This window comes from Sphingobacterium thalpophilum (assembly GCF_038396785.1).
GTDB classification, from domain to species: Bacteria; Bacteroidota; Bacteroidia; order Sphingobacteriales; family Sphingobacteriaceae; genus Sphingobacterium; species Sphingobacterium thalpophilum_A.
The window spans coordinates 1,242,289-1,268,294 of the sequence record NZ_CP151087.1 but is presented as its reverse complement, the minus strand read 5'-3'; the positions used below and the strand labels follow the sequence as shown (position 1 = coordinate 1,268,294).

The following is a 26,006-nucleotide window of genomic DNA, read 5'->3' as shown; positions in this document are numbered from 1 at the left end:
ATGTACATGACAAATATCATTACGATTTCCCAGGAAGATCCTGTGGAAATACGACAAATATAGGGGCGATTGCGTCAGAAACGCAAGCAGACAGTTCGTTAAAAGAAGATCGGAGCGCGATAATACCCGAGGAGAGGATTTCGTATCGCTGGGGCAGTTGAGGTGTAATTAAAAAAGACAGGGACCAATATCCTATACCAGCCCCTGTGTTTTGCTATTATTTCAACTTATCTTTTACACTTTTAGCATGATCTAAGTGGTTTCTAAGTGTTGGTAGAGTTTTATCTACAAACGCTTTCAGCTCGGTATCTTTAAGATTTTTACTAGCGTCCTCAAACAGCTTGATATCCTTTTCATGGTCTTTAACCATATCTTCGATATACGATTTATCGAAGTCTCCGGGCGATTTTTTGGACAATTCATCCTTCAAATTTTGCTCATCTGTACCCAAGGTGGCTGGTAGCGTGATATTTTTTGCTTGTGCAAGTGTTGCAAGTTCATCATTTGCTTTGGAATGATCTTTAACCATCATTTCGCCGAAGGCTTTTACATCAAGATGCTGGCCTTTTTCCTTTGCCAGTTTTCCAAGTTCTACCTCAGCCATGCCACCGTTCGCTGCTTCAGTAACGAATTTTGCATCGTCTTCACTGACAGCAACAGGCGTCGTTGCCGTATTATTATCGTCTATGTTTTCTGGTGCTTTTGTTTCGTTGATACTGTCTGCTGTTTTTTTGCTGTCGTTATTTGCATTGCCGCAACTTTGGACAGCAACAATAGAAAATGCAATTGCTAAGGTCAAAAATATTCTTTTCATGATCTTATGAGTTTTGATTTCTAGATAAACAGTGGTCAAAACAGTATCGTTTCAAAAAAATGACCAACGCAACTATCTCATATTACATTCACGTGTTTTTTAGCTTCAAAAATTTAATAGTGATACCCAGTTGACCCAGGTGGTAAAAATAGTGATGGATAAGGCCTGTCAGGAGGTATTTGAGGTTATGCGGGAAATCAGGATTCGCATGTTTATAGGGTTGTTCGAGGAAGGAATCGTCTTTGCCGTTGAGAAAGTGAATAACGTGTCGCTGACTATCCCAGAAATCTTCCAACAGCTTTTTCCAGCCTGTTGTCTTCAGTTCGTCATTCGTTCGCCAATTCCTAGCTTCGTTCATTTCGAGTCCCCGTGGATTTCCCTTCAAACGGCTTAGAACCTGCTTACGCCATTCAATGAGATGCGACATCAGTTCCGCTACACTGTGCATTTCTGGGATAGGACGCTCATAAACAGATGATTCGCTCACCGTAGCTAATTTTTTTTCAAAATTTTCATCGATCCATAGATCGGCGCGCTCCACATCCTTTAATTGCTGAATGATATCTTTTATCAGAATAGTGCTCATAATGACTTAGTTTTAAAATGATTAAGTTTGAGATTTTAGAAAGTAAACCGAACTATACAGGAATTAGTTTTAACCAATTGTGTATTCGTTTAAAATGCTAACATCGTACTGAAGAATTCCAGCTAGCAACGCTGGAATAGTTGCGGAGTGAAAAGGTTCTATGGAGGATGTAATCAGTAGACAAACTATAATTTGCTGAATCTTGTCCTTCTATCGAGATTCCCTAGGAAAGGCAATCGCTTTATGATCCGGGCTCATACCCGCGTTTTATGGTCTCGAACAATCGTATTGAAATGGCTGATCAAAGATCCACAGCACGTCTGTCTATCAACGAATTAATGAAACAGGCTAAATTGTTAGAATCCGAAGGCAAATTGGAGGATGCTGTCAAAAACTATCATACAGTTATCGCACAGGATAAGCTGTATACCGCTGCATATAATCGGCTCATGATTGTATATCATAGGCAGAAAATGTACAAGAAAGAGCTAAGTACCATAAAGAAGGCGCTCGCTGCCTATGAAAATGATCTGTTGAAAGATCAGCGCAAATGGAAGAAGCTGAACGGTGGGTCAGCGGACTTAAGTCAGCGTTTGGCCAAAGTACTGGGATTAATGCAGGAGGATGGCCTTCCAAGATATCAAGAACTGCAAGTCATGGCCTGGAGAAAGCGTTTGGGAAGGATAGAGCAATCTATCAAAAAGGCAAAAGGTGTAAAGACCTAGACGCTTTAAATTTGTTATAAAATCGTAAACGAAATTGTAGATGCTACTGTTCACTATAAAACTCATTAGTTTTAATAAGTCGATATTGAGCCGAAACCCATTTTAGAAATGACGATGAAATACATATTCTGCACGGTTGAAACACACAAAAATTCAAATGCTAAATACAACTATGAGCCAAAATGTGGCGGATTTGTTCTAGCAAAATACCTTCCTTTGGGCTCAGTTTTTCCCTATGATTTCGGTTTTATCCCGGGCACGGTAGGAGAGGATGGTGACCCTTTGGATATTATCGTTATTTCGGAACAAGGGACGTTTCCTGGCTGTATATTGAAATGCAGAATAATTGGTGCAATAAAGGCGATACAGCAAAATAAAGATGGCGACACTGTAGAAAATGACCGGTTTTTGGTTGTGCCAGAGGCTTCAGCCGTCTTTGGTCACATTCATCGTGTCGCCCAATTGCCTGAAACCGTGCTCGATGAACTGCAACAGTTCTTCATAAATTATAATAAACAGGAAGGCAAAAATTTCCAGCCTTTGAAAATTCTAAGTGCTAAAGATGCATGTAAGGCAATAGAAAAAGCAAAAAGTAACAGTCAGCCCATCAAAAAAATTGAACTTTTTCTTCCACTCTACGATGCGTCGGGAACACCCTTCTCCGCTCAACTATTTCAGGATATTAGTAAGCAGCTCATTAAAGACTTTGGCGGGATAACAGCTTATACGCGTGCCCCTGCCATTGGTATATGGATCGATCCTAAAAAACAGCCAATTAAAGACGAGAATGTGGTTTATGAAATCATGGTTGCTGAAATCGACCATGCCTACTGGAAACAATTCAAGAAAAAACTTGAATTACAATTTGCCCAGAAAGAGTTAGTTATTAGACAAAGTGAGGTCGGGCTGCTCTAGTCGGTATATTAATACTGTAGATCTGCTGGAATGTAGACCTAGTAGGATTATAGATTTATTGACCTATTCCTTTAAGCAATAATCATATTATATTGTTCTGGTTTATGGCAGATCATCCGATATACTAGGTTGTCAAAAATATTCCCTTTCATAAAACTTCTGTTGAATCGATAGGTATATTCATTAATATATTCCTGTAGATCTCCAACGTGATGGTACATTCCTCTCAACCAGCTTTTAAAGGTCATGATAACCCTGTGTAGTTCTGGGAAGTTCTCACCTTTCTTACCAGATTTGACACGCTCCATATTTTCGAAATCTTTCAATATCGGCTTATAACCTGTCCATTTGTCGGTGGTCACCTTAGCCTGTGGCTCTATGTTTTGCTTCATGAAGCTACCTAAGTTGATCGCATCGGCTTTGTCTATCACCTTGGCGTAAAAGCGCGAAACTCCGTTGCCTTTCTTTTCTATAGCAACCACCACAAGCTTCTTTTTTCCTTTTTTACGTCCTTTGGAATTTTCATCCTGACCGCCAACAAATGTTTCGTCAACTTCCACAACTCCACGCAAAGGAAATTTACCGCTGCTCTCCATCGCTTTCATCACTTTGCGTTTGAATAACCATGCTACTTTTTGCTTGATCCCTAACTTCCTGCCAAGCTCGGTACTGGCAATACCCTTTTTGTTTGTACTTATGAAGTATACTGCGTAAAAGGCTTTAACTAAAGGAAACTTAACCTTATGGAATAGGGTGCCTGCTGTAGGAGATTCCAAATAACGGCAGCGATTGCACTGACGGTCATGCTCTTTTATTCCCTTGCAAAAACTCCCGTAACCACATTTCTTACATTTGTAACCATCTTGCCATTTCAAAGCCGATAAATAAGCTAAACAATCAGCATCACTGCTAAATTGCGACTGAAAATCGAACAAACTCAACTCTTTTTCTTTATTGCCTACCATACCTAAATTTAATCACCTAAAGATAAGAAAACTAAATTATTTAGCAAAAGGATAGGTCAATAGATTTATTTAGTTTGAAGCGTAGGTGAACGGAAAATCAAAATAGAAAATAGATCCCTTATCCTTGGCGCTTTGAACGTGTATCTGTGAACCATGTTTTCGCAGGATTTCTGCGACCAAATATAGGCCGATGCCAAATCCAGATATGTTAGAAGTATTTAGGTTATCTACCCGATAGAATGATTTAAAAATATTTTTTTGATGTTTGGACTCGATTCCAATCCCTTCATCCTGAACATATATACGTACTTTTTCGCCTATTATCTGCGTGCCAATAATAATCGTTCCGCCGTGGGGAGAGTATTTTATGGCATTGTTAAGTAAGTTGGCAAAAACCTGATCCATTTTGGGCCAGTCGGCTAAAATATGAACGGTGGGATCGCAACGCAGTTCAATGCTGTGCCGATTCGTTTCCAAATCATTAATACAGTCCCGCATTAATTTGTCAAGCTGAAAAATGGTTTGGTGAAGTTGCAATTTTCCTTCGTCTACCTCCGTTATACTTAGAAAATCCGCAATCATGAGCATCATTTTTCTTACTTGGGATTCGATCTTAGTTCCTATCTGGGCACTTTTTTCACCAAATATAGTTGCATGCTGTTGCATCATCTGCGCACTCATCAAGACTGTGGTGAGCGGTGTTTTGAGTTCGTGGCTTGCTACGGATATAAACGTATTTTTTCGCTTCTCTTCCTGCTTTTTTTCGCTGATATCCCGTGCAATTTTTGATACACCAATGATCTCGCCGAGATCGTTTTTTATGGGGGATATCGTCAGCGACAAATCGACCAATTTGCCTGATTTTGTCTGCCGAACAGTTTCAAAATGCTTGATGGAATGTCCCATGCGCATTCGCCCCAGGATATAATCTTCTTCAGAATGCCTATCTCGTGGAATTAATTTTAGGATGGACTGACCAATCATTTCCGCGGTTGAATAGCCAAAAAGATTCGTCGCAGCGTCGTTCCAGCTGGTTATGATACCTTCTAGTGTTTTTCCGATAATCGCGTCATAGGATGAGTTAACAATGACTGCAAGTCTCCTGAAGACGTTATATTGATGCTTATCATTGATTTTTAGGATGATCTTGATACAGAGGATATTACCGAAGCAATTGCCCGCATCCGTACACGCATTAAAACCGAATTTCAATTTATCCATTATGTCATTATCCAACCAGAGTAAATATTAAACGCCAATTAACCTTGATAGCTATTTTAATAGCAGCGGCTTCGTTTTGCAAGTGAGCTTTTGCAAGGACATCGCGTGGGCTTATGCCAAGATTGCAAAGAACACAGCCTTGGCTAGCACAGTAAAATGTAGTGTTGGGCTATCTTTAGGATGGATAACCGAGTTTCGGAACTTTATCGAAAAATTATGTAAGAAGTAGAAGAATGACAATGTAAACGTGTAAGTTTGTATATCACCAATATTAAATTTAAGGTTATGCTATATTTAGGAATTCTGGTCTTTTTTGGACTTATTACATTATTTGCTTCATTTTATACCGTAAAACAAGAATCTGCTGCTGTGATAGAAAGGCTGGGTAAATTTTTAAAAGTAAGTCATGCTGGTTTGCATTTAAAAATTCCGTTTTTGGATCAAATATCTAAACGTCTGAATCTTAGAATAAAGCAATTGGATGTCATAATTGATACCAAAACACTGGATAATGTTTTCATTAAGATGAAAGTTTCTGTCCAGTACCAGGTAATCAGAGACAACGTAAAAGATGCTTATTATCGTTTGGAGAATCCCGAAAATCAGATCACATCGTATGTTTTTGATGTTGTGCGTGCTGAAGTTCCAAAAACAAAATTAGATGACGTTTTCGTAAGAAAAGATGATATTGCCATTGCCGTAAAAAGTGAATTGCAGGATGCGATGCAAAGCTACGGTTACGATATTATTAAAGCATTAGTGACAGATATTGATCCTGATGAACAGGTCAAACATGCCATGAACAGAATCAACGCTGCTGAACGCGAAAAAACAGCCGCAGAATATGAGTCTGAGGCTCAGAGAATACGAATTGTTGCAGTAGCAAAAGCTGAGGCAGAATCTAAAAAACTACAGGGACAGGGTATCGCAGATCAGCGAAGAGAGATTGCGAAGGGACTGGAAGAATCTGTAAAAATGCTGAATGCTGCAAATATCAATGCACAGGAAGCCTCTGCGTTAATCGTGGTTACGCAACATTATGATACACTGAATGCTATCGGCGCCAATAGCAGAAGCAATTTGGTCTTGCTTCCAAATTCGCCAACTGCAGCAAGCACTATGCTGAATGATTTGGTAGTTTCAATGGCCGCGGCACAGAAGATTGATGGACATAATAGTGCGCAATTGCCTGATCTTCCTAAAGATGGCGGTCTTTAGGGATAGAAATCCAAAGAAGCTCTTCCATAGACGTATTATCTAAATGTTGATGTAACTGAATTCCTCAAAAGCAGGATATGGGATAAGATTACCAAGGGTACCACCAGGTTGGGCAATAAAGCATATGGAAATTGTAACATAGCAATATTTGGCTGATCATAAGCGATCAATTGTATAGGAATTGGGGATGACAGTATTCCTAGAAGAACAACAATGAGAACTGAGCAAATACCGAATATGTTCCATAATCTGAAAATCTGGAAATTGAAAATTTTACGAAAGAATATGCCCGTTATCAAAAATATTAAGGCAGTAATTCCGAAAACTATATCATAATTGCAGCCAATAAAAGTCATTTCTCGCGGCAGCATTTTAGCTTTGAATAAAGCATAGAGAATAAATTCTACAGGAATACGCGAGATATGGATCGCCAAAAGCAAATACATATTTATTTTTGTATTAACCAATAGTATCGAACAACAGACGATTGTTATAACTGTACCCAATAGCGTTAAGGCGAAAGATAGGGGAAATTGTATAAAGAACCCTGCAACAGCGGCAAATGATATGAAGAGCGACCAAATGATATAAACTCGCGTAGAAAGTTTGTGGCGTACAGCGAACCAAAATAATACAAAACAACTTATTGTAATAGCTATAAATAGATTCTGCATGATTAAAAAGCATATATCTTATAAAACTAAAGCATAAAAGGCCTAAAATACTTGCCTTAAGGCAAGTATTTTAGTGACAGGAATTCCTCGCTATATGCTTTTGACCAAAATGAGAATATTATAACGACAGATGCTCCAAGCATTGGTTATTATCGAGAAAATTTTATTTAGCTTCCCTCAACAGGTATTTAGGAGAGCTTTTTACTTCGTTACCTCAAAACGATTTGCTCCATAATTCGAGTTATTCAGTGATAAGCCCATTGCGAATAGTAACTAATAAGCTACGAATTCTAAGTGACCATTTACAGATATTTAATCATCATTTAAATAATTAAATGTGTCTTTATTTTTACTGCCATATACAAGGGTATGTCTTCAAAACATACCATGGTTTAACAAGTAAATTTAAAGACAATGAAAAGATTAATGATGAGTTTGGTAGCAATGGTGATGCTATCATCTGTTGCTTCGGCCAAGACAGCCGCAACAACAGTCAACGGAAATGCATCTGTGAAAACAACTTCCCAGCGCCTGGCCAACAATACGGTTAGGGTTACCGAGGCAACCACGGAAACGAATGCGGCATTCGTACGCTGTAATTTTAAAGTAAGTATTTATAGCTGTGATGGTGTTTTATTAGGCAGCGCTGTCTACACAGATTATGCTTCTTCAGCTGGCGGCTGTGCTAATTTCTTTGCAGCAATGCATGACTGGGTTGCAAACAACTAAACTTTTATTCATTCTTACACAAAAACAAAAGCGGGGCTTTGACCCCGTCTTTCTAAACTAAATTATCATGCGTAAATATTATATATTCTTTTTATTTCTATTCCTTTCCAGATTATCTTTTGCACAGCGGCTTCATGCGATATATGAATACATCCCATCAGCCATGGCTACTTTTAAAGAAGATGTCTATTATGATGGAACAGTGAAGATTGCAGTTCGTGATTCGATGCCAATACGCAAGCAGGAGCTCAACAAAGATGGCGATGATGAAGTAGCTTCCTCATTTTCGATAACAATCGGATCTGGCAAGAGGTATAACAGGGTCGTGATCCATCAAAATAAGGCTGACCAACAGCTAGAAACCCGTTCCATTCAAGGTGTTAACTATTTGGTGACGGACAAATTTCCGGCATTGGTCTGGAATACCGATTACACCGATGTGGATACGTTAGGCAAACATGTATGCCACAAAGCAACGGCCTCTTATCGTGGAACTACTTTGGTCGCTTATTATACCAATGATATTCCCGTACCTGTGGGACCATCGAAATTTGGTGGCTTGCCGGGCCTTATTGTGATGCTGTATAACGAAAGTGCCAATCCGAACTATTGGTACCTGAAGGAGGTGAATTATCCCTATGGGGGAAATATTCCCGTAAATGATAAATATATCCAGTCTTTACCCAAATTGAGCCTGGAAGAATTTGTCAAGAAAGACGACCAAATCAATGAAGAACAAATGCGTATTATGTACAGCAAAATGCCAATGATGGAAGGTGTAAGCGTTGATAAGCAAAAAGTTAGAGGCAGTGTAGAGCAAGTGTATGAATGGGAACATCAATAAGCGGATAGCGGCCTTATTCAGCTTTTGTCTGTTGTTTATGGTCGTACATGGACAGGTTGCTATCCATGGAAGCGTTAGTACTGAGGGAAAAGCGTTAGGAGGGGTACGTATTGATTTACGGCGTGATGGCGATAACAAAATGTTGGCTTATACGTTTAGCGACGGCCAAGGCAAATATCATGTGCAAACGGCCCAAAGTGGACCATTTACGTTGCTATTCAAGGCGCTTAGCTTTAAGCCAGTTTCCCTTTCGATTACACCTACGCAGGCCGACACGCTAATTGATGTACAGTTGTCAGCTGGAGGGGTGGAGCAATTGCAGGAAGTGATTGTCCATTCCAAAGGCCCCTACCGCCGGGGCAGAGATACCATTGAGCTTGCTGTGAAATCCTTTTTGCAGGGTGACGAGCGTACGGTAGAGGATCTTCTTCGAAAGATTCCCGGCATTCAGGTGGGGACCGATGGGAGTATCAAAATAGGCAATAAAGAAGTAGAAAAAGTGATGGTGGAAGGGGACGATTTTTTTGAAAAGGGCTATCGCCTGCTGACACAAAGTATGTCCGTTCGTCCCTTGGAAAAAATTCAGATATTGCAGCGGTATTCTAATAATAAACAGCTGAAAGGTATCGAAAATTCGGACAAAATTGCACTAAATCTGCAACTTAAGGAGGAAAGCAGGGCACAGTGGCTTGGCTCGGTGGATGCGCAGGTGGTTCCCATAGGTCCAAAATATTATCAGGCCAATGCGAACTTGATGAATTTTGGAAAAAAGAACAAATATTACCTATTAGGTGCTGCTAACAATAATGGAGTCGATGCCGTAAGCAGTATTAACCACCTGATCCAGTCTGGTTCTCCTGATGAACCAGGTCAGATTGGTGTCGGAATAACAACACCTACTTTGATAGATAATACGCCAAATTTGCCCAGTTTTGATTATAGAAGAACGAATTTCAATAACGATAAGCTGTTGTCCTTGAATACCATTTTAAATCCGACTCCACAGTTAAAGATCAAATGGCTGGGTTTTGCAAATCCTACTAAAAAATCATTTTATCGAAATACCGTGCAGAACTATCATTTGGAGGATATTCAATTTACCAATACCGAAGATTATCAGTTTACCAGAAACATCGATAACTACTTCACGAAACTGGAACTGCAGTTGGAGCCCAATAAGCGTACACTGTTGAGCTATTCAGGTACACTAGGTTCTCTGAGAAAAAATGATTTGGGTGCATTACTGTTTAATGGTGTTCAAAGTGAGGAACTGACCAAAAGTAAAGGATATTTGACCAACCATAGTCTGAGTTATAGCTACAAATTTTCGGAGCGGGATGTACTGGTCAGCTCACTACGTTGGATAAAGCAGCAGTCGCCATCGGACTACAGTATCAATCAATACTATTATGAAGACTTGTTTGGAGGTAAAGATATCCATGCGGTAAAACAACATATCGAGAATAATCTGCAGTATCTGGGGGCTACTACACACTATGTAAGCCGAAAGAAAAATGGTGATTTTTTTGAGTTGGCCTTCAATATGGCCTACCAGCAGCAACAGCTCAACACCGAATTGAAGTTGTTATCAAATCCAGACGAGTTGGGTGGGACAGCAGTATCTCCTTTGGGATTTTCCAATGCGATGGACTTAAACGTGTTTCAGACGAACCTTATTTCCAAGTATACCATTAAACGAAATAAATGGGAATTGACACCCCGCTTGCAGGCAGGTCTTGTACAGAATAGGTTGACAGATTTTGGGAAACCCAAACATAAAAATAACCTGTTGCTTTCTCCAGGACTATCGGGGAAATGGGTTATCCACCCAAAAGGGCGACTGGAAACAGATCTCTATTTTCAGCAACAGAATACCTCACTCACCGAGCTAATTCCCCATTATTATACGACAGGGGTTCGAAACTTTATTCGAGGAACGGATAATCTAGCGACCTTAAGTAGTTCCGGTGGCACGCTGATGTACACCTATGGCAGTATGACAGATCGTTTTTTTGCGAACCTTTCGGCCGGACATCAGATTTTGTTTGATTATGTGGGTACAGAAAGCAGTTTAGACCCCAATTTTAGCCTTGTGCAACAAGTATTGCTTAAAAACAAAAAGAGCAGCAATTACAAGGCAGATCTCAATTATTACCTGAAAGTTGTAGGTGGAAATTTCCGTCTGGATTTAGGTGCAAACACGGCAGATTACGAAACATTGGTGGTGGGCCTGGGCAATCGTCAAATTCATACAGAGACATATGATTATGGACTATCGTTTAGAAGTGCATGGAAATCCAGGTTGAATATTTACACAGGTTATGCCCTGCAGTCGGTTACTTATCGCTCAGATAGCAAAACTACACTCAATAATAGCCGCGGATTTCTGAATGTATTTTTGAATATGGGAAAAAATATACAGTGTAATCTAAAGAATGAATCCTATCGCTTTGGCAGTTTCCTTGGGCAGGATTCCAAGACCTATTATTTTTCGGATTTCTCCCTATCTTATGAATTGCGGCAACATAGGACAAGATTTACCATGACAGCAAAAAATATTTTTAATACTCGCTTTTTCAGAAATGCTGAATTGACAGACCTTTATAATACCAGCACCGAATATAAACTTTTGCCGGGTTATATCAGTTTTGGGGTAGATTATAGCTTTTAAGTTTTTATCTTGAAACCAGGACAGAACATATCCTCGAAGATGAAAAATTCTTTCAGGATAGGCCTGCAACCGTTGCTTTTTATTACAAGTTGATTTCATCCGAAATTAGATTGTCAATAAAAACGCTTTGATCAATTCGGCGGTTTCAATAGGTTTTTCCGCAAGAATAAAATGGCCACAGTTTTCAATTTTTTTAAGTGTTAGATTACGGGTGATTTCCGGTAATGAATGAAGCAGTAGGTCATAGCCACTTGCACCAATCGCCAGGACTGGCATTTCTAATTTACTGTAGCTCGCGTAATCTTTAATATCCTGTGGAAAGGCTTGATACCATGCATTGGAACAACGAATAGCATCTTTATTATCATAAGCTTCACTATAAACAGATTTATCAAATTGGCTTATGCTATCTTTATTAATCAGCAGGTTGTCAAATAACCAAGAGATGACGATTGACATGCGTCCCTCAAGTAACCTTTCTGGTAATTCTTTTACTTGATTAAAAGCTAGCCACCATGGATATAGATAAGTTCCCCCCAAAACAGGTAACATAGGAAGCTGATACATGCTTGGGTCTGGATGTGGTGTATCCAGCAGTATCAATTTGCTAGTTGCTTGAGGATAATTACAAGCAAAACTAAAAGCAACATGTGCACCGATATCGTGACCTGCAATAAAAACGCTGTCCAAGTCTAAATGCTTTACTAATTTGTAGATATCCTTGGCGATGTTCTTTTTGTCGTAACCATTTTCCGGTTTATCCGAGCTACCCATTCCTCTAATTTCAACTACAAATACTTGGTTGCTTTCTGCTAATATAGGCATTACATGATGATACGCCCACCATGTTTCTGGATAACCCGGAATAAGAATTATGGGGTCTCCTTTGCCTCCGTGAACATAATGGATTGAAATGTCATTTATTACGATAAAATTGCTTGTGAAGCCGGGTACAAGTTTAATAAGTTCTTTGTCGGAATATGCTGTTTTCATGATAAAAAGATATTTATAGCGACCATTGATTTTCTATAGACAAATTTAAACTGTATTTTTACAACCAACAAGTATGAAGTATACTTTATACTTGTGATATTTTTTTAAACTATTGATTATCAAGTGAAATTAATTAGTCAACTAGCGAGGGAAGCGAACATTCCTATTGGAACTATACGTTTTTATGAAAAGAGTGGACTCATTTCTGGCAAGACAAAAAAGGATATAACTTCCAATAACTACGTTTATTACGATGATGAAGTAACCGAAAAACTGAGGTTCATAAAGATGGCAAAAGCTGTAGGTTTTACGTTAGCTGAAATTAAGCAGGTTATTGATGCATGGTATCAAAAAGAGCTAACTCAGACAAGTAAAATGGAAGTGCTCGATCTTAAATTGGAACAGATAGATGCTAAGATAAGGGAACTTAAAGTAATGAAAAAGCAAATCGAACAATGTAAAAGCAATATCCAAAATGGTTTAAGTCGATAACCTATGTTTCCGGCTTTACCTACTTCTAGCTCATTGAAATGAAAAAGATGAAAGAATACAAAATTGCTATTGGATTGTCAACCGTATTGTGTCTAATTGCCTTTTTTATTAGAGATCGGTTTTTAATGTTTTTTACAACCGAAATTATAGGTGAAAGCCCCTTGTTTAAGGATAGCTGGTGTCTACCTGGCCAGGTTTTACCAACACTGATTTTTATTTTCTCTTTTGGAATTCTCCCTTTTCTGTATCTGTCAGTCAAAAATTATTGTAAAGTATCTTCGTTAAGAAATCAACGGCTTTCCCTTCTAATTATCAGTACTTCGGGACTTATATTGTGTTGGGTGCGCTTGGTTTATTTAAAATTTAAAGTTGCTCAGATACGAGACCTGTTAAGAAGGGCCGAGTTTACTTCGGATGGTGATATACCCAGCGTTCGGTTTCAAGATATGCATCTAGAGTCTTATCTCTTAGTAGGCTTACTTGTTGGCTGGCTACTAAGTATTATTATTTTTAGAAAATCTACAAATCCTAAACTTTAATTCCCCCCCTGAATGCTTAACGAGAGGGGGATCTCGTACTATGAACTGCATGAGAGTGTAGAACATCCTGCGGTGTTGTCATAGCTAGAAGGACGTTTGACGGAAAATTCCGGAAATAATTCTTGGTATGGATTTTCTAATGCTTGCGTTAGTTTCATTAACATTGCTGTTTTTCCAGCATTAATTTCTTCAATGCATTGGTAAAGCAGATAGTTCCGCAGTATAAATTTGGGGTTTGTTTTTTTCATTAAATCCAGGGACTCAGCTTTTGAAATTGAATTTGAATGCAAGCGGGATTGATAATGTTCCATGAATTCTTTAAGTCGGCTAAGCTTTTCTTCATTTAACACAGCGTAAGCTACTGGGCTAAAATGTTCATGTAAATCAGTTTCTGGAGTTATTCTTTCCAATTGATTGAAGAATAAGGTATGATCCAATGCGAGTTCTTGCATTAAACCCTGCCAGTTGCTAAAAAAAACCTCATCTTCCTTTTTTAGCCCATCAAATCCGAATTTTTTGCAAAGCATTTTGTCATGAGCTTCCCAAAAATAAACGCCAAAATTATTTAGGGTGTTTTCAAGGAATTTTTCATCGTTGATGATAGGTTGGAGGGCATTCGCAAGTTTCCATAAATTCCAGTTTGCAATCTGTGCCTGCTTTCCAAATGCATATCTCCTTCCTGGTAGATCCGTCGTATTGGGCGTGAAATTTAAATTATATTCATCCATCATTGAATAGGGGCCATAATCGATCGTTAGGCCTAAGATCGACATATTGTCTGTATTCATTACCCCATGCACAAAACCTACTCTAAACCATTCTACCATTAAGTCTGCCGTGCGGTTACATACATTTTCAAAAAAATCTTTATATTTCTGCTGATCGGATGAAACAATTTCAGGGAAGTAATTTTCAATCGTAAAATCAAGCAGATCCTGTAATAAGCTGTGCGCCCCCCCTGAGCAAACATCAGTTCAAAATGTCCAAAGCGAAGGAAGCTTTCGGCGGTTCTGATTACCACAGCTCCTTTTTCGTATTGTGGGTTGCCGTTGTACATGATATCCCGAAGAACATCTTCTCCCGTAAAGGCCAGGCTTAAGGCTCTGGTAGTAGGTATGCCCAAGTGATACATGGCTTCACTCATCAGGTATTCACGTACAGAAGACCGCAATACGGCTCTTCCGTCTGCACGTCTTGAATAGGGCGTTGCACCAGCTCCTTTCCATTGAATTTCGGTCTTCTTACCTACGGCATTGGTAATTTCGCCTGCAAGAATAGCCCTACCATCGCCCAGTTGTCCGGCCCAGTTACCAAATTGATGTCCCGCATAAGCTGTAGCGTAGGTCTGAATATTGTCGGGTAGGTGAGATCCTACCAAAAAGTTAAGGTCCTTTTCTTCAAATTTACCCAGCCCTATTTCCTCAGAAAGAGCCTCGTTGAAAGCAATCAGTTGAGGCTGTTCAAACCCAGTAGGTTCGATAGTAGCAAATAACACTTTTGGCGTGCCTCGCTGTGTAGGATTATTGGAAAAATCCCCAGGGAATTTTTTGAGGAAAGGTTGTTTGATCTGTTCAATATTCATACGGCAAAGATATTAATTATAAAAGATAAAGACTTTCCAAATTATGGAAAGGTCCTGCATATGGTCAAAGCGTTTTCAGAATGACCATGTTGAGAGAAAAATCAGTTGCTGTCGAACTAGGCTCGCTAATTATTGCAGTGACTGAACAATTCATGAAGATCAAAGCCTGTCTAACAGAATACAGAATTCTGTTTTTCTCTAGCACGGTCGTAAGCCTTTTGCAAGAGGTAACAGGCATAGGCAACATCTTGCTTATTGTAAAGGTAAAAACTGATCCATCCTGAATTTTTAAATAGATGATGGTCCTTGATTTTTCCCTCCATCATTAATGATTTTTTTAGCTCTTTATTTAATAAAATGTCCACTAAACCATTGCTATGTACATGTGCGAATTCCTTTCCCGAATAATTGAACGCAGTCCCGCCATATTTATGTATCCCAACCGTCGTCCCGGGCATACGTTCGACATTTTCTTCCAGGTCATCGATCCAATGTAGCAGTTCGGGCTTCGCAATGAACATCCAAAGTCTCATAAGACTATCAAATAGGATGGCTAATAAAGGGATATCCTTTAAAAAGCCAAGTTTTCTTACCACAAAAGAAAACATAGGTTATCGCTCGCTTAATAATTTGATATGCTCCATTACTCGGAAATGGACATTCCTAGTGATACTTTCTGCCCAAAGGTCATAATACCAAGTAGGGAAGACATGGAGATTATACCAACTGTTCCCGACAAGGGTAGTGGTACCATTTCCATTGTCTTTCAACATAAATTGACCTCTTTTGATATCTATATGTCCCATAATTTCAGGATCTTTGGGTTGATCAATGATATCAAAAACTAAGTTTTCATTGACGTCAAATTTTACAATCTTCTCATCGAAAATATATCCGTTGCTGAAAATGCATTTTCGGTTTGCGCCCAATTTATGCTCACTTACCGTTGTGGCCATTGGGCTCGGCATTCCTATATTAAAGAGCCAATAGCTTTCCTTCTGAGATATCGGATCGAAGGCGACCACGTGCTGCCATACTTGTGCTGGACTCGCATGAATCAAGATCTCATCGGAGACCATATTTTCGTGATGATGATCACTCAGGGAGTCAACAATAAAAATTCCAAGTAACAGGCTAACAATGCTTATATTCAATTTTTGATTGCTCTTTTTAAACATTGACCTTCCAATAAAGGCGCCTGCGATAACAAAACCAAAAATAAGAGGGGAAACAATTAAGAGGCAAATAATGCCTTCACCTAAGAATATAGAGCTCAGTAAGATAGCCATGAGACTACCCAAGATAGAGCATGCCGTTATTTGTGTTCCTCTCATGTTGGTATCTTTCCAACACCAAGCCATAATAATACCCATCAACAGTGGAATAATCACAAACTCAGAAAAGACAAGTACACCCACATCCTTGGGCAGCAATGAAGATTGCATACCAATAATTAGAAATGCAAAAATGTTGGCTATTAGAATGCCCTGAACTATTTTAGAACTTCGTACTTTATAAAACGTTTGTTTCAAACTCATCGTATTTGATTGCTATGCTTCCCGACTCAGGCTGATCTGATTTTAGCAGCATATTCACACACTGCTTAAAGGCGTTTAAGTGAAAAGGCGATATCGGAGCTAATGCTTTTTTAATTGTTAATGACCAGTGGTATCTCAATATTTATTTCGGTATTTTGTGCCTTTACCCAGGGACCGGCATAATAGTTCCATTTATCATTCGGGCGACCATTTATGAATATGCCACCCACTTTTGGCTTGCTATCCGTTATGCTAAAACTTTGTATGGCTAAGATATTAAATAATTCGCTATTTAATAAATTTTGGAATGCTGCTAAATATAATGCTATTCAATTGAAGCTGATCAAAATGTTACAAATACGGAAATGCCTTTGCGTTGGATGTATCCTACTTCTGAATTCGATACAAATCGCGAAAAAGTTGATGAAGCAAGTCTACGACAATGTGGTGGAGTTGATAATGTGGATAAAATTATTTGGTTATTACAGAAATAAGTAAGAAACTCGCTTATAAGATAATGGTAGAAACCGCATTTCGATAAGAACGTTGTGGTAATGCTTGTTCATAGAAATAGACAACTCCAATGAAATTAAGGAAAATTATATTGCTTTTGGTGATAACCCTTTTAGGGCATACGCTCTTCGCTCAGGCAAAAAATGAGGTAAAGGTACTGCAAATCAATATCTGGCAGGAGGGGACTGTCGTGCCGAATGGGTTTCCTGCGATTGCAGACGAAATTATTGCCAAGCATGCAGATGTGGTTCTCTTTAGTGAAGTCCGCAATTACAAGGGAACAGACTTTATTCAGCGTATACTAACGGAACTCAAAGCTAAGGGGGCTATATATTTTGGCCAGTCCAGTGACGCAAAACTGGATGTCGGTTTTATTTCCAAATATCCGATTGAATCACAGCATGCGCTTTATGAAAAAGACAGTACTATGGGCGGGGTTTTAAAAAGTAAGATCAAGATTGGAAAGCGTTCTTTTGTATGTTATTCTTTACACTTGGACTACACGAATTATGCCTGCTATTTGCCACGTGGTTATGATGGTGTGACCTGGAAGAAGTTAGATCGCCCTGTTTCAGACGTAGGTACCATTATTGAGGCTAATCGGAAAAGCAAACGTGATGAAGCTATCCAGGATATCCTGAGCGATGTAGAAAAAGAGGATCAATCACAATCGTTTATTATTGCAGGTGATTTTAATGAGCCTTCGCATTTGGATTGGACATTGGCAACAAAAGATCTTTTTGACCATCGTGGGGCAGTGGTTCCCTGGGACTGTTCGGTTTTATTAGAAAAAGCCGGATTTATAGATAGCTTCCGTCAATTATATCCCAATCCGGTCAGTCATCCTGGTTTTACTTACCCTGCTTTTAACAAGGATGTTCCCATTGAGAAATTGGCATGGGCACCCACAGCGGATGATCGGGATCGGATCGATTACGTTTATTACCGCAGCAAAAAGCCGTTGAAGCCAGTAAAAGCTAACATTGTCGGTCCTGTGGAAACCGTAAAGTATGGGCAGAAGCAGGAAAAAGATAGTGAAGATAACTTCCTGCTGCCCGAAGGCGTGTGGCCAACCGATCATAAAGCGATGTTGGTTATGTTTAAATTCTAGTGCATTAATAGCCATATGAAATATACCGAAAAGCCCGTAAGTGCCTACGAATGATAATTTATCTTCAGCGAATTATAATTGGTTCGATTTTTAATAGGTTGTACTGTTAAATTTGTGTTTAAAATGATAAGTTTATGATGAACAAATTAAGCTAATGAAAAAGATTAAAAGGTTCTTTTTAGTGGTTGTCGTTCTCTGTGTAGTAGCCCTGGTTGTTGTGGTGATAACCAATAACAATGTAAGGGCTAAAACAGATTCGGCGATTTTCACGGAACTTAAAGATGTGCCAAGAACCAAGGTCGCCATAATTTTTGGCGCTGGTATCAATGGTGATCAGCCAAGTAGATATTTGAAAGATAGACTCGATGCCGGGATTTCGTTGTACAAAAACCACAAAGTGGATAAAATATTGTTGTCGGGAGACAACGGAAGAGACGAGTACGATGAGCTTAGCGTAATGAAGTTGTACTGTCAGAAAAATGGCATCGATACCGCAAAAATTTACATTGACTATGCTGGGTTCGATAGCTATTCGACCATGTACCGGGCAAAATATATATTTAATGTTGATACGGCAATCTTGGTATCTCAGAAATATCATCTAAATAGATGTGTTTATCTGGGCGATAAATTGGCCATAAAATCATTCGGCTATAGTGCAGATCGGGGCGCTTACCCGGGGTATAAATATTATGCATTTAGAGAAAAACTATCAGTTACGAAAGCTGTTTTGGATATAATGAGAAATAGAAAACCAAAGTATTTAGGTAAGCAGGTGGATGTAAACGGAAAGTCGAATTATACGAAAGAATAGGTTATTAGATTTTGTAGACCGACAGACCATTTATTGTGCCATAATTGTTTGATAATCTAGCTGTTAGCTTAATAGTGCGCCACAGACAAATGAGAGTTATTCTAAACATATTTTTATTTTTATTCGGGATTGGGTTTTTAATTCTTTTTGCTGGTATCGGTTTGTTTATGGCTGGTTTTGGCGGTGTTGACAAAGATTATTCCGTAACGGAACTTAAAGAAAACTTTGAGGAAAAAAGAGCCGAGATTTATGAAGTCAAAAATTATATAAACAAAATAATTCTACCTAACAAATTAGTTCATATAGAATTTGAGAATAACAATATGGTAGGTATCTTTCATTTGGAGGTGGACGGCAAGTTTGAAAGTAACTGGGATGTGAAAATTAATTCGAATAAAGCAGACTCTTTATTGCAAAAACTTGGTTGGACAACAGGGACTTTAAAAACACTTAAAGAAAAGTTAGATAAAGCAAATTGTATCGGTATTACAAGCGGAGAACCTTGTAATATTAGCTTTCAACGAAGCGGAATGGGAATGTATTCCTTTAATTTGTTTGATAAACCAATTGCCGATAGCTTAAAAACGGCTTATAATGACGGTTGTACTTACATTATGGTAAATGACAGGCTTGTGCTGGAATATGGTGGTGGCGCGATTGGAAGTCAATGCTTTTATAATTTAGAATAGGTAGAAAGCTTAATCGCTAAAAAGAACAGGCCGTATGAAATTGACTATTAAAATCTTACTATTTGTCATGCTTTCTCATTTTGCTTTTGGGCAAGCCAAAATGAGAGAATTAAAAGAACTTATTAATAAGGATGAAGACGCCATAAAGTTAATCATGGCTTGGAAAAATGCTGCAAAAAATAAGATTCAAATTTTAGCGAATGACTCATTAAGGTCCAATGAAGCATTATTTAATACCCAAATATCAACACGTTCACCAATGGGTGCAATAGTTTTTCATACGGGTGGTATTTTGATTGATAATGGATGGATCAGGATTTACGGTTCTGGAAGCAAGAAATTAAATCGAAATCTACCAAATTGGAATAAAGGGAAAACTTTTCAGAATTTTGGCGACAAACCCGGTTATTTAATTATTGCAGATGATGCTGTAGGTGGATTTTTCTTATTAAATGGAGGTGATTTAGGAAACGATTTAGGCAAAATATACTATCTGTCTCCAGATAATAATGAATATGAACAGCTCGATCTAACTTATACAGAATTTATTAATTTCTGCTTTAGTGGAAATATTGATGTGTTTTATAGGGATTTACGTTGGAAAAATTGGGAAGATGACTTCAAGAAACTAAGTGCCAATGAAGCTTTTATCTTTTATCCCTATTTATGGACTAAAGAAGGAAGGGACATCAATAAAGTGGAAAAAAATAAAGCAAGTATAGAAGAAATCTATACATTGAGAACACGGCAACTATAAATACGACAAAGATTGTATCCTCCGCTTAAGATATCCAAACTACTTTTTAAGCAGAAATGAGTCACCTTTTTCATATAAACCACTGTATATTTAATAAGTAAGCAGTAATCGAGTTAAAGCTCTTTTAAAATAACTTATACGACGGAATAGTTGATTACCCCATCTTATCATCAACCGAAGAGTTACTCTTTGGTACCTTAACCATTTATAATTCCTTCAATAAACAAAAATCGTCATTCAGAAGTTTAAAATCATTTTAAAACTTCTGAATTGATTGACTGGTAAGATCGCGGGATAAGAGTGAGCGCTAGAATAAACGAAGTTTAATCTTCTGCAGCGCCAGTATTCTTCTTTCTTTTACTAGGAGCATTCGGGGATAAAATAGCTAAAGCTAATGTCTTCAGGAGTTTGCGGGAATCAAGTTGAATAAGTATTTTCGTACAAATTCCAACTTGATATGAAATTCCTTTTAACCTTTATTTTTTGCTCCTGCTTTTCTTTTTCACTATTTTCTCAGGTTGGGAAAGTAGGCAGGCAGAAAGATCAATTTGAAGTAATTGATTCTGTTCTCGGCCAAGTTTTAAAAGATCATCATGTGGCGGGTTTTGCCGTTGCGGTTGTGAAAGGCGATAAAATAATTTATAATAAGGGATTTGGTTATCGTGATTTCGCGAATAAAAAACCCGTCACACCCAATACGCTTTTTGCAATTGGTTCAAGCTCCAAAGCTTTTACTGCTTCATTGTTAGGTTTGTTGAGAGCAGATGGCAAACTAACATTTGAGGACCGAGCGGTATCTTTACTGCCAACGTTGCGGTTTTACAATGATGAGATGGATAATCAAATCGTTGTTAAAGACCTAATGGCGCATAGGACAGGCTTGTCCCGCTATGATTTATCTTGGTTTCTGTTCAATAGCAAAAATAGAGATAGTCTGATTTCGCGGGTCAGATTTATGAAACCCAGCTCAGGCCTGCGAATGAAATGGTTCTATAATAACTTCATGTACCTTGCACAAGGAATGATTGTGGAGCGATTGAGTGGTAAGACATGGGAACAAAATATACAAGAAAAGTTTTTTGCCCCCCTACAAATGACCCGTTCTAATACCGATCTCTTAGCATTTCAACGGGACAGCGATGCTTCTTTGCCCTATACACTTTCCAAAGATAAAACGATAAAACTGATTGATTATTATAATATTAGTGGTATGGGGCCAGCAGGAAGCATAAATAGCAGTGCTAATGACATGTCTAATTGGCTCAAGGTTTGGCTCAACCGAGGTTATTTCAATGGGAAAGAAATACTTCCTGCAAATTATATAAATGAGGCTGCGAGCTCCCAAATGGTGATGGATGCAGCTTTACCAGACAAACATAAAGATGTCTTCCTTTCCAATTATGGTTTAGGCTGGATGATTGGCTCCTATAGAGGACATTATCAAGTAGAACATGGTGGAAATATTAACGGATTTTCTGCGAATGTGGCATTTTTTCCAACAGATACACTCGGAATTGTCGTATTAACCAATCAAAACGTATCTAAAGTTCCTACGGTGGTCAGAAATTCTATAGCGGATATACTTCTTGGTTTGAATCCAATCGACTGGAATGGTGAAAAAAAGGCTGAAATCGACTCACTGCGTCATATTAAAAAAGAAGAAGAAGAAAAGTTGCCCGTTACAGCGACGAAACCTTCCCATTCCTTAAAACAGTATACTGGTTCTTTTGAAAATCCTGCATATGGAATTATTGAGGTAAGGCTTAAGGATAACAAGTTATACAGTGAACTCGGTTATGAGAGGGTTGTTCTTATCCACCGACATTATGATGTTTTTGACCCACGGTCTGTCGATAAAAATGGGGTAGCAGATACTGAACCAAGTAATCTTCTCTTTAACTTCTTTAGCGATGTGGACGGTCAGATTCAAGGTATAGGAATTCTATTGGACGGTAGTGAAAAACCAGTTATGTTTGATCGTAAACCCAGTTCTGTTGCTGCATCGCGGTAACAGAACAATCGTATGGACCAATAAGATGAAAAGGAAGGTGCCGATGACACGCTTAAGCCAGTTGCCACAGAAAGGATGAGGTGTCAAACTGTAATTGAATATACGAAAGCAGAAGATTGGATGGATTTTAGAATTGGCAACTTTCGAATGACTTCTTTACCAAAATTCTTATTAATTGGGATATTCTTCTTATGGAGCGGAGCCCTTTATGGGCAGGCTACGGAAAATATCTTGCAGGGTAAGGTCAATCCTGATCACGTACCTGTTTTCCTGGCTACAATAAGCTTATATAGTATTGATAGCAAACTGATAGCTAGTTCAATGACAGATAGCACGGGCTGTTTTCGGATTGCGCATAGACTAACGGGTAACTATTATTTGTTGATTAAGCACCTTGGTTATAAAGAGTTGAGGAGCAGTTTTTTTAACCCGTCCAATGGCAACGTTGGGACACTACATCTTCTCCGACAGGAGAATACACTGGAAGCGGCAGAAGTCGAAGGTAAAAAGAAGTTGTTTTCTGTAGATGGAGGTACAGTCGTCTATCATGTAGAGAATAGCATAGGCTCACAGGATATATCAGCTTTCGATGCTTTGAAGAGATCCCCTGGTGTGCAGATAGAAAACGATACAGACATTACACTCAATGGGAAAAGTGGGGTACAGATCCTCCTGGACGGAAAACAAATTTTTCTTTCAGGAAAAGAACTTAGTGATATATTGAAATCGATGTCATCCAATAACCTCAAATCCATCGAACTTATCAATAATCCAAGTGCCAGATACGATGCCACTGGAGCTGCAGGTATAATCAATATCAAAACCAAAAAAAATCAGACAAAAGGCTTAAATGGAAACATTTCCACGGCCTTTGCCTATGGTGTCAGTCCCAAACAATTGGAAAACCTTGCATTTAACTATCGGGTTAATAGGATTAATGTCTATGGAACTTACAATCATACATTGGGGTATTACAATTACCTTTATGGTACGGATCGCCAGCAAAATGGAAAGTCGTATGACAGCCATACGATCGACGTGGACAAACGTCAGAAAATGGCGGCTCAAGTCGGGGTCGACTATTTTATTGACGAAAAGAATACGGTCGGTTTTTTGGCAAATGGCAATTTTATCTTTGGAGGAGGTCTCACCAATACCGCTACAGCCATTACGACACCGCCTTCCACCACGGCTGAGGAAACGCTGGATGCCATTAACGATTATTACGGGCAGAATACGAAACGCTACAATTTTAACCTGAACTACAAATACGAAGATACAATAGGGCATAGTCTAAATATTGATGCCGATTACGGTCTCTTCGATAAATGGAACAAAAACCTGCAGTCAAATATTTACCGTGACAATCAGTATGTCGTTACTGACGAAAATCTTTACCGTACTCTTAATGATATCGATATTGATCTAAAAGGATTAAAAATAGACTATGCGACGCGGTTGTGGGGCGGGAAGTTGGAAACAGGTGCCAAATACTCCGCAGTAGGCTCGAAAAATAACGCAAACTTTTATCATGTTAAACAATCGGAAGATAGCCTAGACAACAGACGTTCAAATGATTTTCACTTCGATGAGCATATCAGCAGTGCGTATGTTGACTACAAACAGTCCATTGGTGCTTGGTCTCTACAGGGCGGGCTGCGACTAGAATATGCTAGCTCCAATGGTACCCTACTTTATCAGGAGTATGGGGCAGGTCTCAACGAGCATATCAATAGAAAGTTTACTAACTTTTTTCCCTTTTTTTCCATTGCCACACAATTGACTGCTAAACAGACACTGTCTTTGTCTTATGCCAAACGTATAGAAAGACCAGCATATCAGGATCTCAATCCTTTTGTATATATGCTTGACGAGCTTTCATTCTGGAAAGGGAACCCCTTCCTGGTACCTTCATTGACCCAAAGGTTTTCGTTACTTTATTCCGTGAAAAATTCGACAATAATAGGCATAAACTATGCCTATACAGACCAATTGAACGCAAAAGTAACAGATACACTGGAACAGGATAAAATCATGATGATCAGTAAAAATGTGGGGACACAGCAACATTGGTCCCTGTCCCTGACGCAGACTTATTCGCCTAGGCCCTGGTGGGACATGACTTTCAATGGCCTGTTGTATTATATCCATAATGACGTTTCCTTTGACCAGTACCAAAATCTCAACTTGAGGCAGACTGCGGGACGAGCCGGTCTCCTTCAGACCTTCAAACTCCCCTTTCAGATGCGGGCAGAAGTTTCGGTGGTCTACAATTCAAAACGACTCGGTGGGGCCAATACCATCAGTAGAGCGGTTAGTCAAGCGGACATCGCGTTCCAAAAATCTGTATTAAAAGACAAAGCAACAATACGACTGGCTATCACCGACATCTATAAAGGTAACCAAGTTAAATACACGCAAAATTTACTAGGACTGCTTTCATCAAGTTATGGCTACTACGAATCAAGACAGGTACGTCTGAGTTTCAACTATAGGTTCAGCAGTGGAGCGACTAAGGATCAACGTAATCGCAAATCGGCTCTCGAAAGCGAAAGCGGCCGGATACAATAAGATATCGGCACCGTTTGTACATATTTATTTTTTAATATTGACCCTGCAATACATTGATGAATCTTCTAAATTTGAAATCTATAATTTAATAAAGACACAACATGAAGTTTACTATTTTCTTTTTAACATTAACATTTCTTTGCTTTAACTGCGAAGCCCAAAAGCAAGCTGAAATCTTCAAGGTGATGTCATGGAATATATTGCACGGAGCAAATGATAGTGAGGATGGCAAAGCCCATGCGGTACAGATTATAAGAGAAATAAATCCGGACATCATATTGATGGTGGAAACTTACGGTTCCAGTAAAGAAATAGCCGATTCCTTAGGGTACAATTTTCATTTAATTGCTCCCGAAGGAACAGCTTTAAATGATAAGAGTGTTAATTTGTCCATCATATCTAGGTGTCCTTTTGGTGAACGGATTGACACTGAATTTCCATTTTATCTAGGTGGAAGAGAAGTTATCATCCACAAGCAGAAAATTAGATTATTCTCGAATTGGTTTCATTATTTACCATGGGAAAACGAACCCGAAAATTTGGGTAAAACAGCCGCCGAACTTCTTATTTGGGAAAGATCGGGAGCTAAATATGAAATGATACAAAAGGTATTGCCCTATCTAAAAAAATATGCTGCACAAGCGGATTCAATTCCTATGATTCTTGGTGGAGACCTCAATACGCCGTCTCATTTGGATTGGGGCAAGGATACTAAGAAAATACATAATAATCTGGTGGTTCCCTGGTATTCAACAAAAGTATTGGCCGATATCGGACTGGTGGATACTTATAGAGCCTTGAACCCCGATCCCATCACACATCCAGGTATTACATGGCATACGAAAGGGGAAAATGATGACCATCGGATAGATTATATATTTTACAAAAGCCCAAAGTTAAAAGCGTTAAAATCTGAGTCTTATAAGGTGTTCTTTAATGAGCCAATCAAACTGAACGGTAAAGAAATTTTATACCCTTCTGATCACGGTTTTGTAGTGACAACATTTAAGATAAGGTCACTTGCGTCCTAAACG

At 38.8% G+C, this 26,006-nt stretch carries 23 protein-coding genes; 14 read left to right on the top strand and 9 right to left on the bottom strand.

Going from position 1 to position 26,006, the window contains the following annotated elements; genetic code table 11:
- Positions 1 to 217: 217 nt before the first annotated feature.
- Entirely contained in the window at positions 218 to 814 is a 597-nt protein-coding gene (locus AACH28_RS05855; protein WP_046675942.1) for a DUF4142 domain-containing protein, read from the bottom strand.
- Between the two features lie 88 nt (positions 815 to 902).
- Positions 903 to 1,400, bottom strand: coding sequence for a DinB family protein (locus tag AACH28_RS05850; protein WP_341832502.1), 498 nt, complete (start codon positions 1,398 to 1,400; stop codon positions 903 to 905).
- 269 nt (positions 1,401 to 1,669) lie between these two features.
- Between AACH28_RS05850 and AACH28_RS05845 the strand changes: the two genes are divergently transcribed.
- Together AACH28_RS05845 and AACH28_RS05840 are read left to right on the top strand one after the other, a co-directional pair.
- Positions 1,670 to 2,125 (top strand): hypothetical protein, encoded by a 456-nt coding sequence (locus AACH28_RS05845; RefSeq protein ID WP_341832501.1) that lies wholly within the window; start codon positions 1,670 to 1,672, stop codon positions 2,123 to 2,125.
- Between the two features lie 114 nt (positions 2,126 to 2,239).
- Positions 2,240 to 3,040 (top strand): inorganic diphosphatase, encoded by an 801-nt coding sequence (locus tag AACH28_RS05840; protein ID WP_341832500.1) that lies wholly within the window; start codon positions 2,240 to 2,242, stop codon positions 3,038 to 3,040.
- A 71-nt stretch (positions 3,041 to 3,111) separates the two neighbouring features.
- Here AACH28_RS05840 and AACH28_RS05835 read toward each other — a convergent pair whose 3' ends face one another.
- Positions 3,112 to 4,005 (bottom strand): IS1595 family transposase, encoded by an 894-nt coding sequence (locus tag AACH28_RS05835; RefSeq protein ID WP_286736520.1) that lies wholly within the window; start codon positions 4,003 to 4,005, stop codon positions 3,112 to 3,114.
- A gap of 69 nt (positions 4,006 to 4,074) precedes the next feature.
- Complete coding sequence (locus AACH28_RS05830) at positions 4,075 to 5,226, bottom strand: PAS domain-containing sensor histidine kinase (protein WP_341832499.1); 1,152 nt, start codon at positions 5,224 to 5,226, stop codon at positions 4,075 to 4,077.
- Positions 5,227 to 5,511: 285 nt separating this feature from the next.
- Here AACH28_RS05830 and AACH28_RS05825 point away from each other — a divergent pair, with 285 nt between their 5' ends.
- The 4 genes from AACH28_RS05825 to AACH28_RS05810 all read left to right on the top strand — a co-directional run bounded on the left by AACH28_RS05825 (position 5,512) and on the right by AACH28_RS05810 (position 11,362).
- Complete coding sequence (locus tag AACH28_RS05825) at positions 5,512 to 6,444, top strand: SPFH domain-containing protein (RefSeq protein ID WP_341832498.1); 933 nt, start codon at positions 5,512 to 5,514, stop codon at positions 6,442 to 6,444.
- A gap of 1,088 nt (positions 6,445 to 7,532) precedes the next feature.
- Positions 7,533 to 7,847 (top strand): hypothetical protein, encoded by a 315-nt coding sequence (locus AACH28_RS05820; protein ID WP_147420919.1) that lies wholly within the window; start codon positions 7,533 to 7,535, stop codon positions 7,845 to 7,847.
- 67 nt (positions 7,848 to 7,914) lie between these two features.
- Positions 7,915 to 8,691 carry a GLPGLI family protein gene (locus tag AACH28_RS05815; RefSeq protein ID WP_341832497.1) on the top strand — a complete coding sequence of 259 codons (777 nt, stop codon included), beginning with the start codon at positions 7,915 to 7,917 and terminating at the stop codon, positions 8,689 to 8,691.
- Positions 8,672 to 11,362, top strand: coding sequence for a hypothetical protein (locus AACH28_RS05810; protein WP_341832496.1), 2,691 nt, complete (start codon positions 8,672 to 8,674; stop codon positions 11,360 to 11,362). The genes AACH28_RS05815 and AACH28_RS05810 overlap by 20 nt, the downstream gene beginning before the upstream one ends.
- A gap of 105 nt (positions 11,363 to 11,467) precedes the next feature.
- On the opposite strand, the gene AACH28_RS05805 is transcribed toward AACH28_RS05810, so the two are convergent.
- Positions 11,468 to 12,355 (bottom strand): alpha/beta hydrolase, encoded by an 888-nt coding sequence (locus AACH28_RS05805; RefSeq protein ID WP_341832495.1) that lies wholly within the window; start codon positions 12,353 to 12,355, stop codon positions 11,468 to 11,470.
- Positions 12,356 to 12,478: 123 nt separating this feature from the next.
- Between AACH28_RS05805 and AACH28_RS05800 the strand changes: the two genes are divergently transcribed.
- Complete coding sequence (locus AACH28_RS05800) at positions 12,479 to 12,847, top strand: MerR family DNA-binding protein (protein WP_075992126.1); 369 nt, start codon at positions 12,479 to 12,481, stop codon at positions 12,845 to 12,847.
- 577 nt (positions 12,848 to 13,424) lie between these two features.
- Here AACH28_RS05800 and AACH28_RS05795 read toward each other — a convergent pair.
- The 4 genes from AACH28_RS05795 to AACH28_RS05780 all read right to left on the bottom strand — a co-directional run bounded on the left by AACH28_RS05795 (position 13,425) and on the right by AACH28_RS05780 (position 16,506).
- Entirely contained in the window at positions 13,425 to 14,282 is an 858-nt protein-coding gene (locus tag AACH28_RS05795; RefSeq protein WP_341833105.1) for a protein adenylyltransferase SelO family protein, read from the bottom strand.
- Positions 14,213 to 14,968 carry a protein adenylyltransferase SelO family protein gene (locus tag AACH28_RS05790; RefSeq protein WP_341832494.1) on the bottom strand — a complete coding sequence of 252 codons (756 nt, stop codon included), beginning with the start codon at positions 14,966 to 14,968 and terminating at the stop codon, positions 14,213 to 14,215. The genes AACH28_RS05795 and AACH28_RS05790 overlap by 70 nt, the downstream gene beginning before the upstream one ends.
- A 170-nt stretch (positions 14,969 to 15,138) precedes the next feature.
- Complete coding sequence (locus tag AACH28_RS05785; protein ID WP_341832493.1) at positions 15,139 to 15,564, bottom strand: luciferase family protein; 426 nt, start codon at positions 15,562 to 15,564, stop codon at positions 15,139 to 15,141.
- 15 nt (positions 15,565 to 15,579) lie between these two features.
- Entirely contained in the window at positions 15,580 to 16,506 is a 927-nt protein-coding gene (locus AACH28_RS05780; protein WP_341832492.1) for a hypothetical protein, read from the bottom strand.
- A gap of 583 nt (positions 16,507 to 17,089) precedes the next feature.
- Here AACH28_RS05780 and AACH28_RS05775 point away from each other — a divergent pair.
- The 7 genes from AACH28_RS05775 (at position 17,090) to AACH28_RS05745 (ending at position 26,003) form a co-directional block, all read left to right on the top strand.
- A complete protein-coding gene (locus AACH28_RS05775; RefSeq protein ID WP_088161178.1) occupies positions 17,090 to 18,130 on the top strand; it encodes an endonuclease/exonuclease/phosphatase family protein in 1,041 nt (346 codons plus the stop codon).
- A gap of 154 nt (positions 18,131 to 18,284) precedes the next feature.
- Entirely contained in the window at positions 18,285 to 18,944 is a 660-nt protein-coding gene (locus tag AACH28_RS05770; protein WP_341832491.1) for an ElyC/SanA/YdcF family protein, read from the top strand.
- A gap of 89 nt (positions 18,945 to 19,033) precedes the next feature.
- Positions 19,034 to 19,633 (top strand): hypothetical protein, encoded by a 600-nt coding sequence (locus tag AACH28_RS05765; protein WP_341832490.1) that lies wholly within the window; start codon positions 19,034 to 19,036, stop codon positions 19,631 to 19,633.
- A 34-nt stretch (positions 19,634 to 19,667) separates the two neighbouring features.
- Positions 19,668 to 20,390 (top strand): DUF2625 domain-containing protein, encoded by a 723-nt coding sequence (locus AACH28_RS05760; protein ID WP_341832489.1) that lies wholly within the window; start codon positions 19,668 to 19,670, stop codon positions 20,388 to 20,390.
- 457 nt (positions 20,391 to 20,847) lie between these two features.
- Complete coding sequence (locus AACH28_RS05755; protein ID WP_341832488.1) at positions 20,848 to 22,401, top strand: serine hydrolase; 1,554 nt, start codon at positions 20,848 to 20,850, stop codon at positions 22,399 to 22,401.
- Positions 22,402 to 22,476: 75 nt separating this feature from the next.
- Positions 22,477 to 24,972 (top strand): TonB-dependent receptor, encoded by a 2,496-nt coding sequence (locus AACH28_RS05750; protein ID WP_341832487.1) that lies wholly within the window; start codon positions 22,477 to 22,479, stop codon positions 24,970 to 24,972.
- A 185-nt stretch (positions 24,973 to 25,157) separates the two neighbouring features.
- On the top strand, positions 25,158 to 26,003 hold the full coding sequence (locus AACH28_RS05745) for an endonuclease/exonuclease/phosphatase family protein (RefSeq protein WP_341832486.1): 846 nt from the start codon (positions 25,158 to 25,160) through the stop codon (positions 26,001 to 26,003).
- The last annotated feature ends 3 nt before the right edge of the window (positions 26,004 to 26,006 follow it).

Coding starts and splice junctions, on each gene's coding strand:
- AACH28_RS05855 (WP_046675942.1), bottom strand. CDS start 814: ATGAAAAGAATATTTTTGACCTTAGCAATTGCATTTTCTATTGTTGCT.
- AACH28_RS05850 (WP_341832502.1), bottom strand. CDS start 1,400: ATGAGCACTATTCTGATAAAAGATATCATTCAGCAATTAAAGGATGTG.
- AACH28_RS05845 (WP_341832501.1), top strand. CDS start 1,670: ATGGTCTCGAACAATCGTATTGAAATGGCTGATCAAAGATCCACAGCA.
- AACH28_RS05840 (WP_341832500.1), top strand. CDS start 2,240: ATGAAATACATATTCTGCACGGTTGAAACACACAAAAATTCAAATGCT.
- AACH28_RS05835 (WP_286736520.1), bottom strand. CDS start 4,005: ATGGTAGGCAATAAAGAAAAAGAGTTGAGTTTGTTCGATTTTCAGTCG.
- AACH28_RS05830 (WP_341832499.1), bottom strand. CDS start 5,226: ATGGATAAATTGAAATTCGGTTTTAATGCGTGTACGGATGCGGGCAAT.
- AACH28_RS05825 (WP_341832498.1), top strand. CDS start 5,512: ATGCTATATTTAGGAATTCTGGTCTTTTTTGGACTTATTACATTATTT.
- AACH28_RS05820 (WP_147420919.1), top strand. CDS start 7,533: ATGAAAAGATTAATGATGAGTTTGGTAGCAATGGTGATGCTATCATCT.
- AACH28_RS05815 (WP_341832497.1), top strand. CDS start 7,915: ATGCGTAAATATTATATATTCTTTTTATTTCTATTCCTTTCCAGATTA.
- AACH28_RS05810 (WP_341832496.1), top strand. CDS start 8,672: ATGAATGGGAACATCAATAAGCGGATAGCGGCCTTATTCAGCTTTTGT.
- AACH28_RS05805 (WP_341832495.1), bottom strand. CDS start 12,355: ATGAAAACAGCATATTCCGACAAAGAACTTATTAAACTTGTACCCGGC.
- AACH28_RS05790 (WP_341832494.1), bottom strand. CDS start 14,968: ATGAATATTGAACAGATCAAACAACCTTTCCTCAAAAAATTCCCTGGG.
- AACH28_RS05780 (WP_341832492.1), bottom strand. CDS start 16,506: ATGAGTTTGAAACAAACGTTTTATAAAGTACGAAGTTCTAAAATAGTT.
- AACH28_RS05775 (WP_088161178.1), top strand. CDS start 17,090: ATGAAATTAAGGAAAATTATATTGCTTTTGGTGATAACCCTTTTAGGG.
- AACH28_RS05770 (WP_341832491.1), top strand. CDS start 18,285: ATGAAAAAGATTAAAAGGTTCTTTTTAGTGGTTGTCGTTCTCTGTGTA.
- AACH28_RS05765 (WP_341832490.1), top strand. CDS start 19,034: ATGAGAGTTATTCTAAACATATTTTTATTTTTATTCGGGATTGGGTTT.
- AACH28_RS05760 (WP_341832489.1), top strand. CDS start 19,668: ATGAAATTGACTATTAAAATCTTACTATTTGTCATGCTTTCTCATTTT.
- AACH28_RS05755 (WP_341832488.1), top strand. CDS start 20,848: ATGAAATTCCTTTTAACCTTTATTTTTTGCTCCTGCTTTTCTTTTTCA.
- AACH28_RS05750 (WP_341832487.1), top strand. CDS start 22,477: ATGAGGTGTCAAACTGTAATTGAATATACGAAAGCAGAAGATTGGATG.
- AACH28_RS05745 (WP_341832486.1), top strand. CDS start 25,158: ATGTCATGGAATATATTGCACGGAGCAAATGATAGTGAGGATGGCAAA.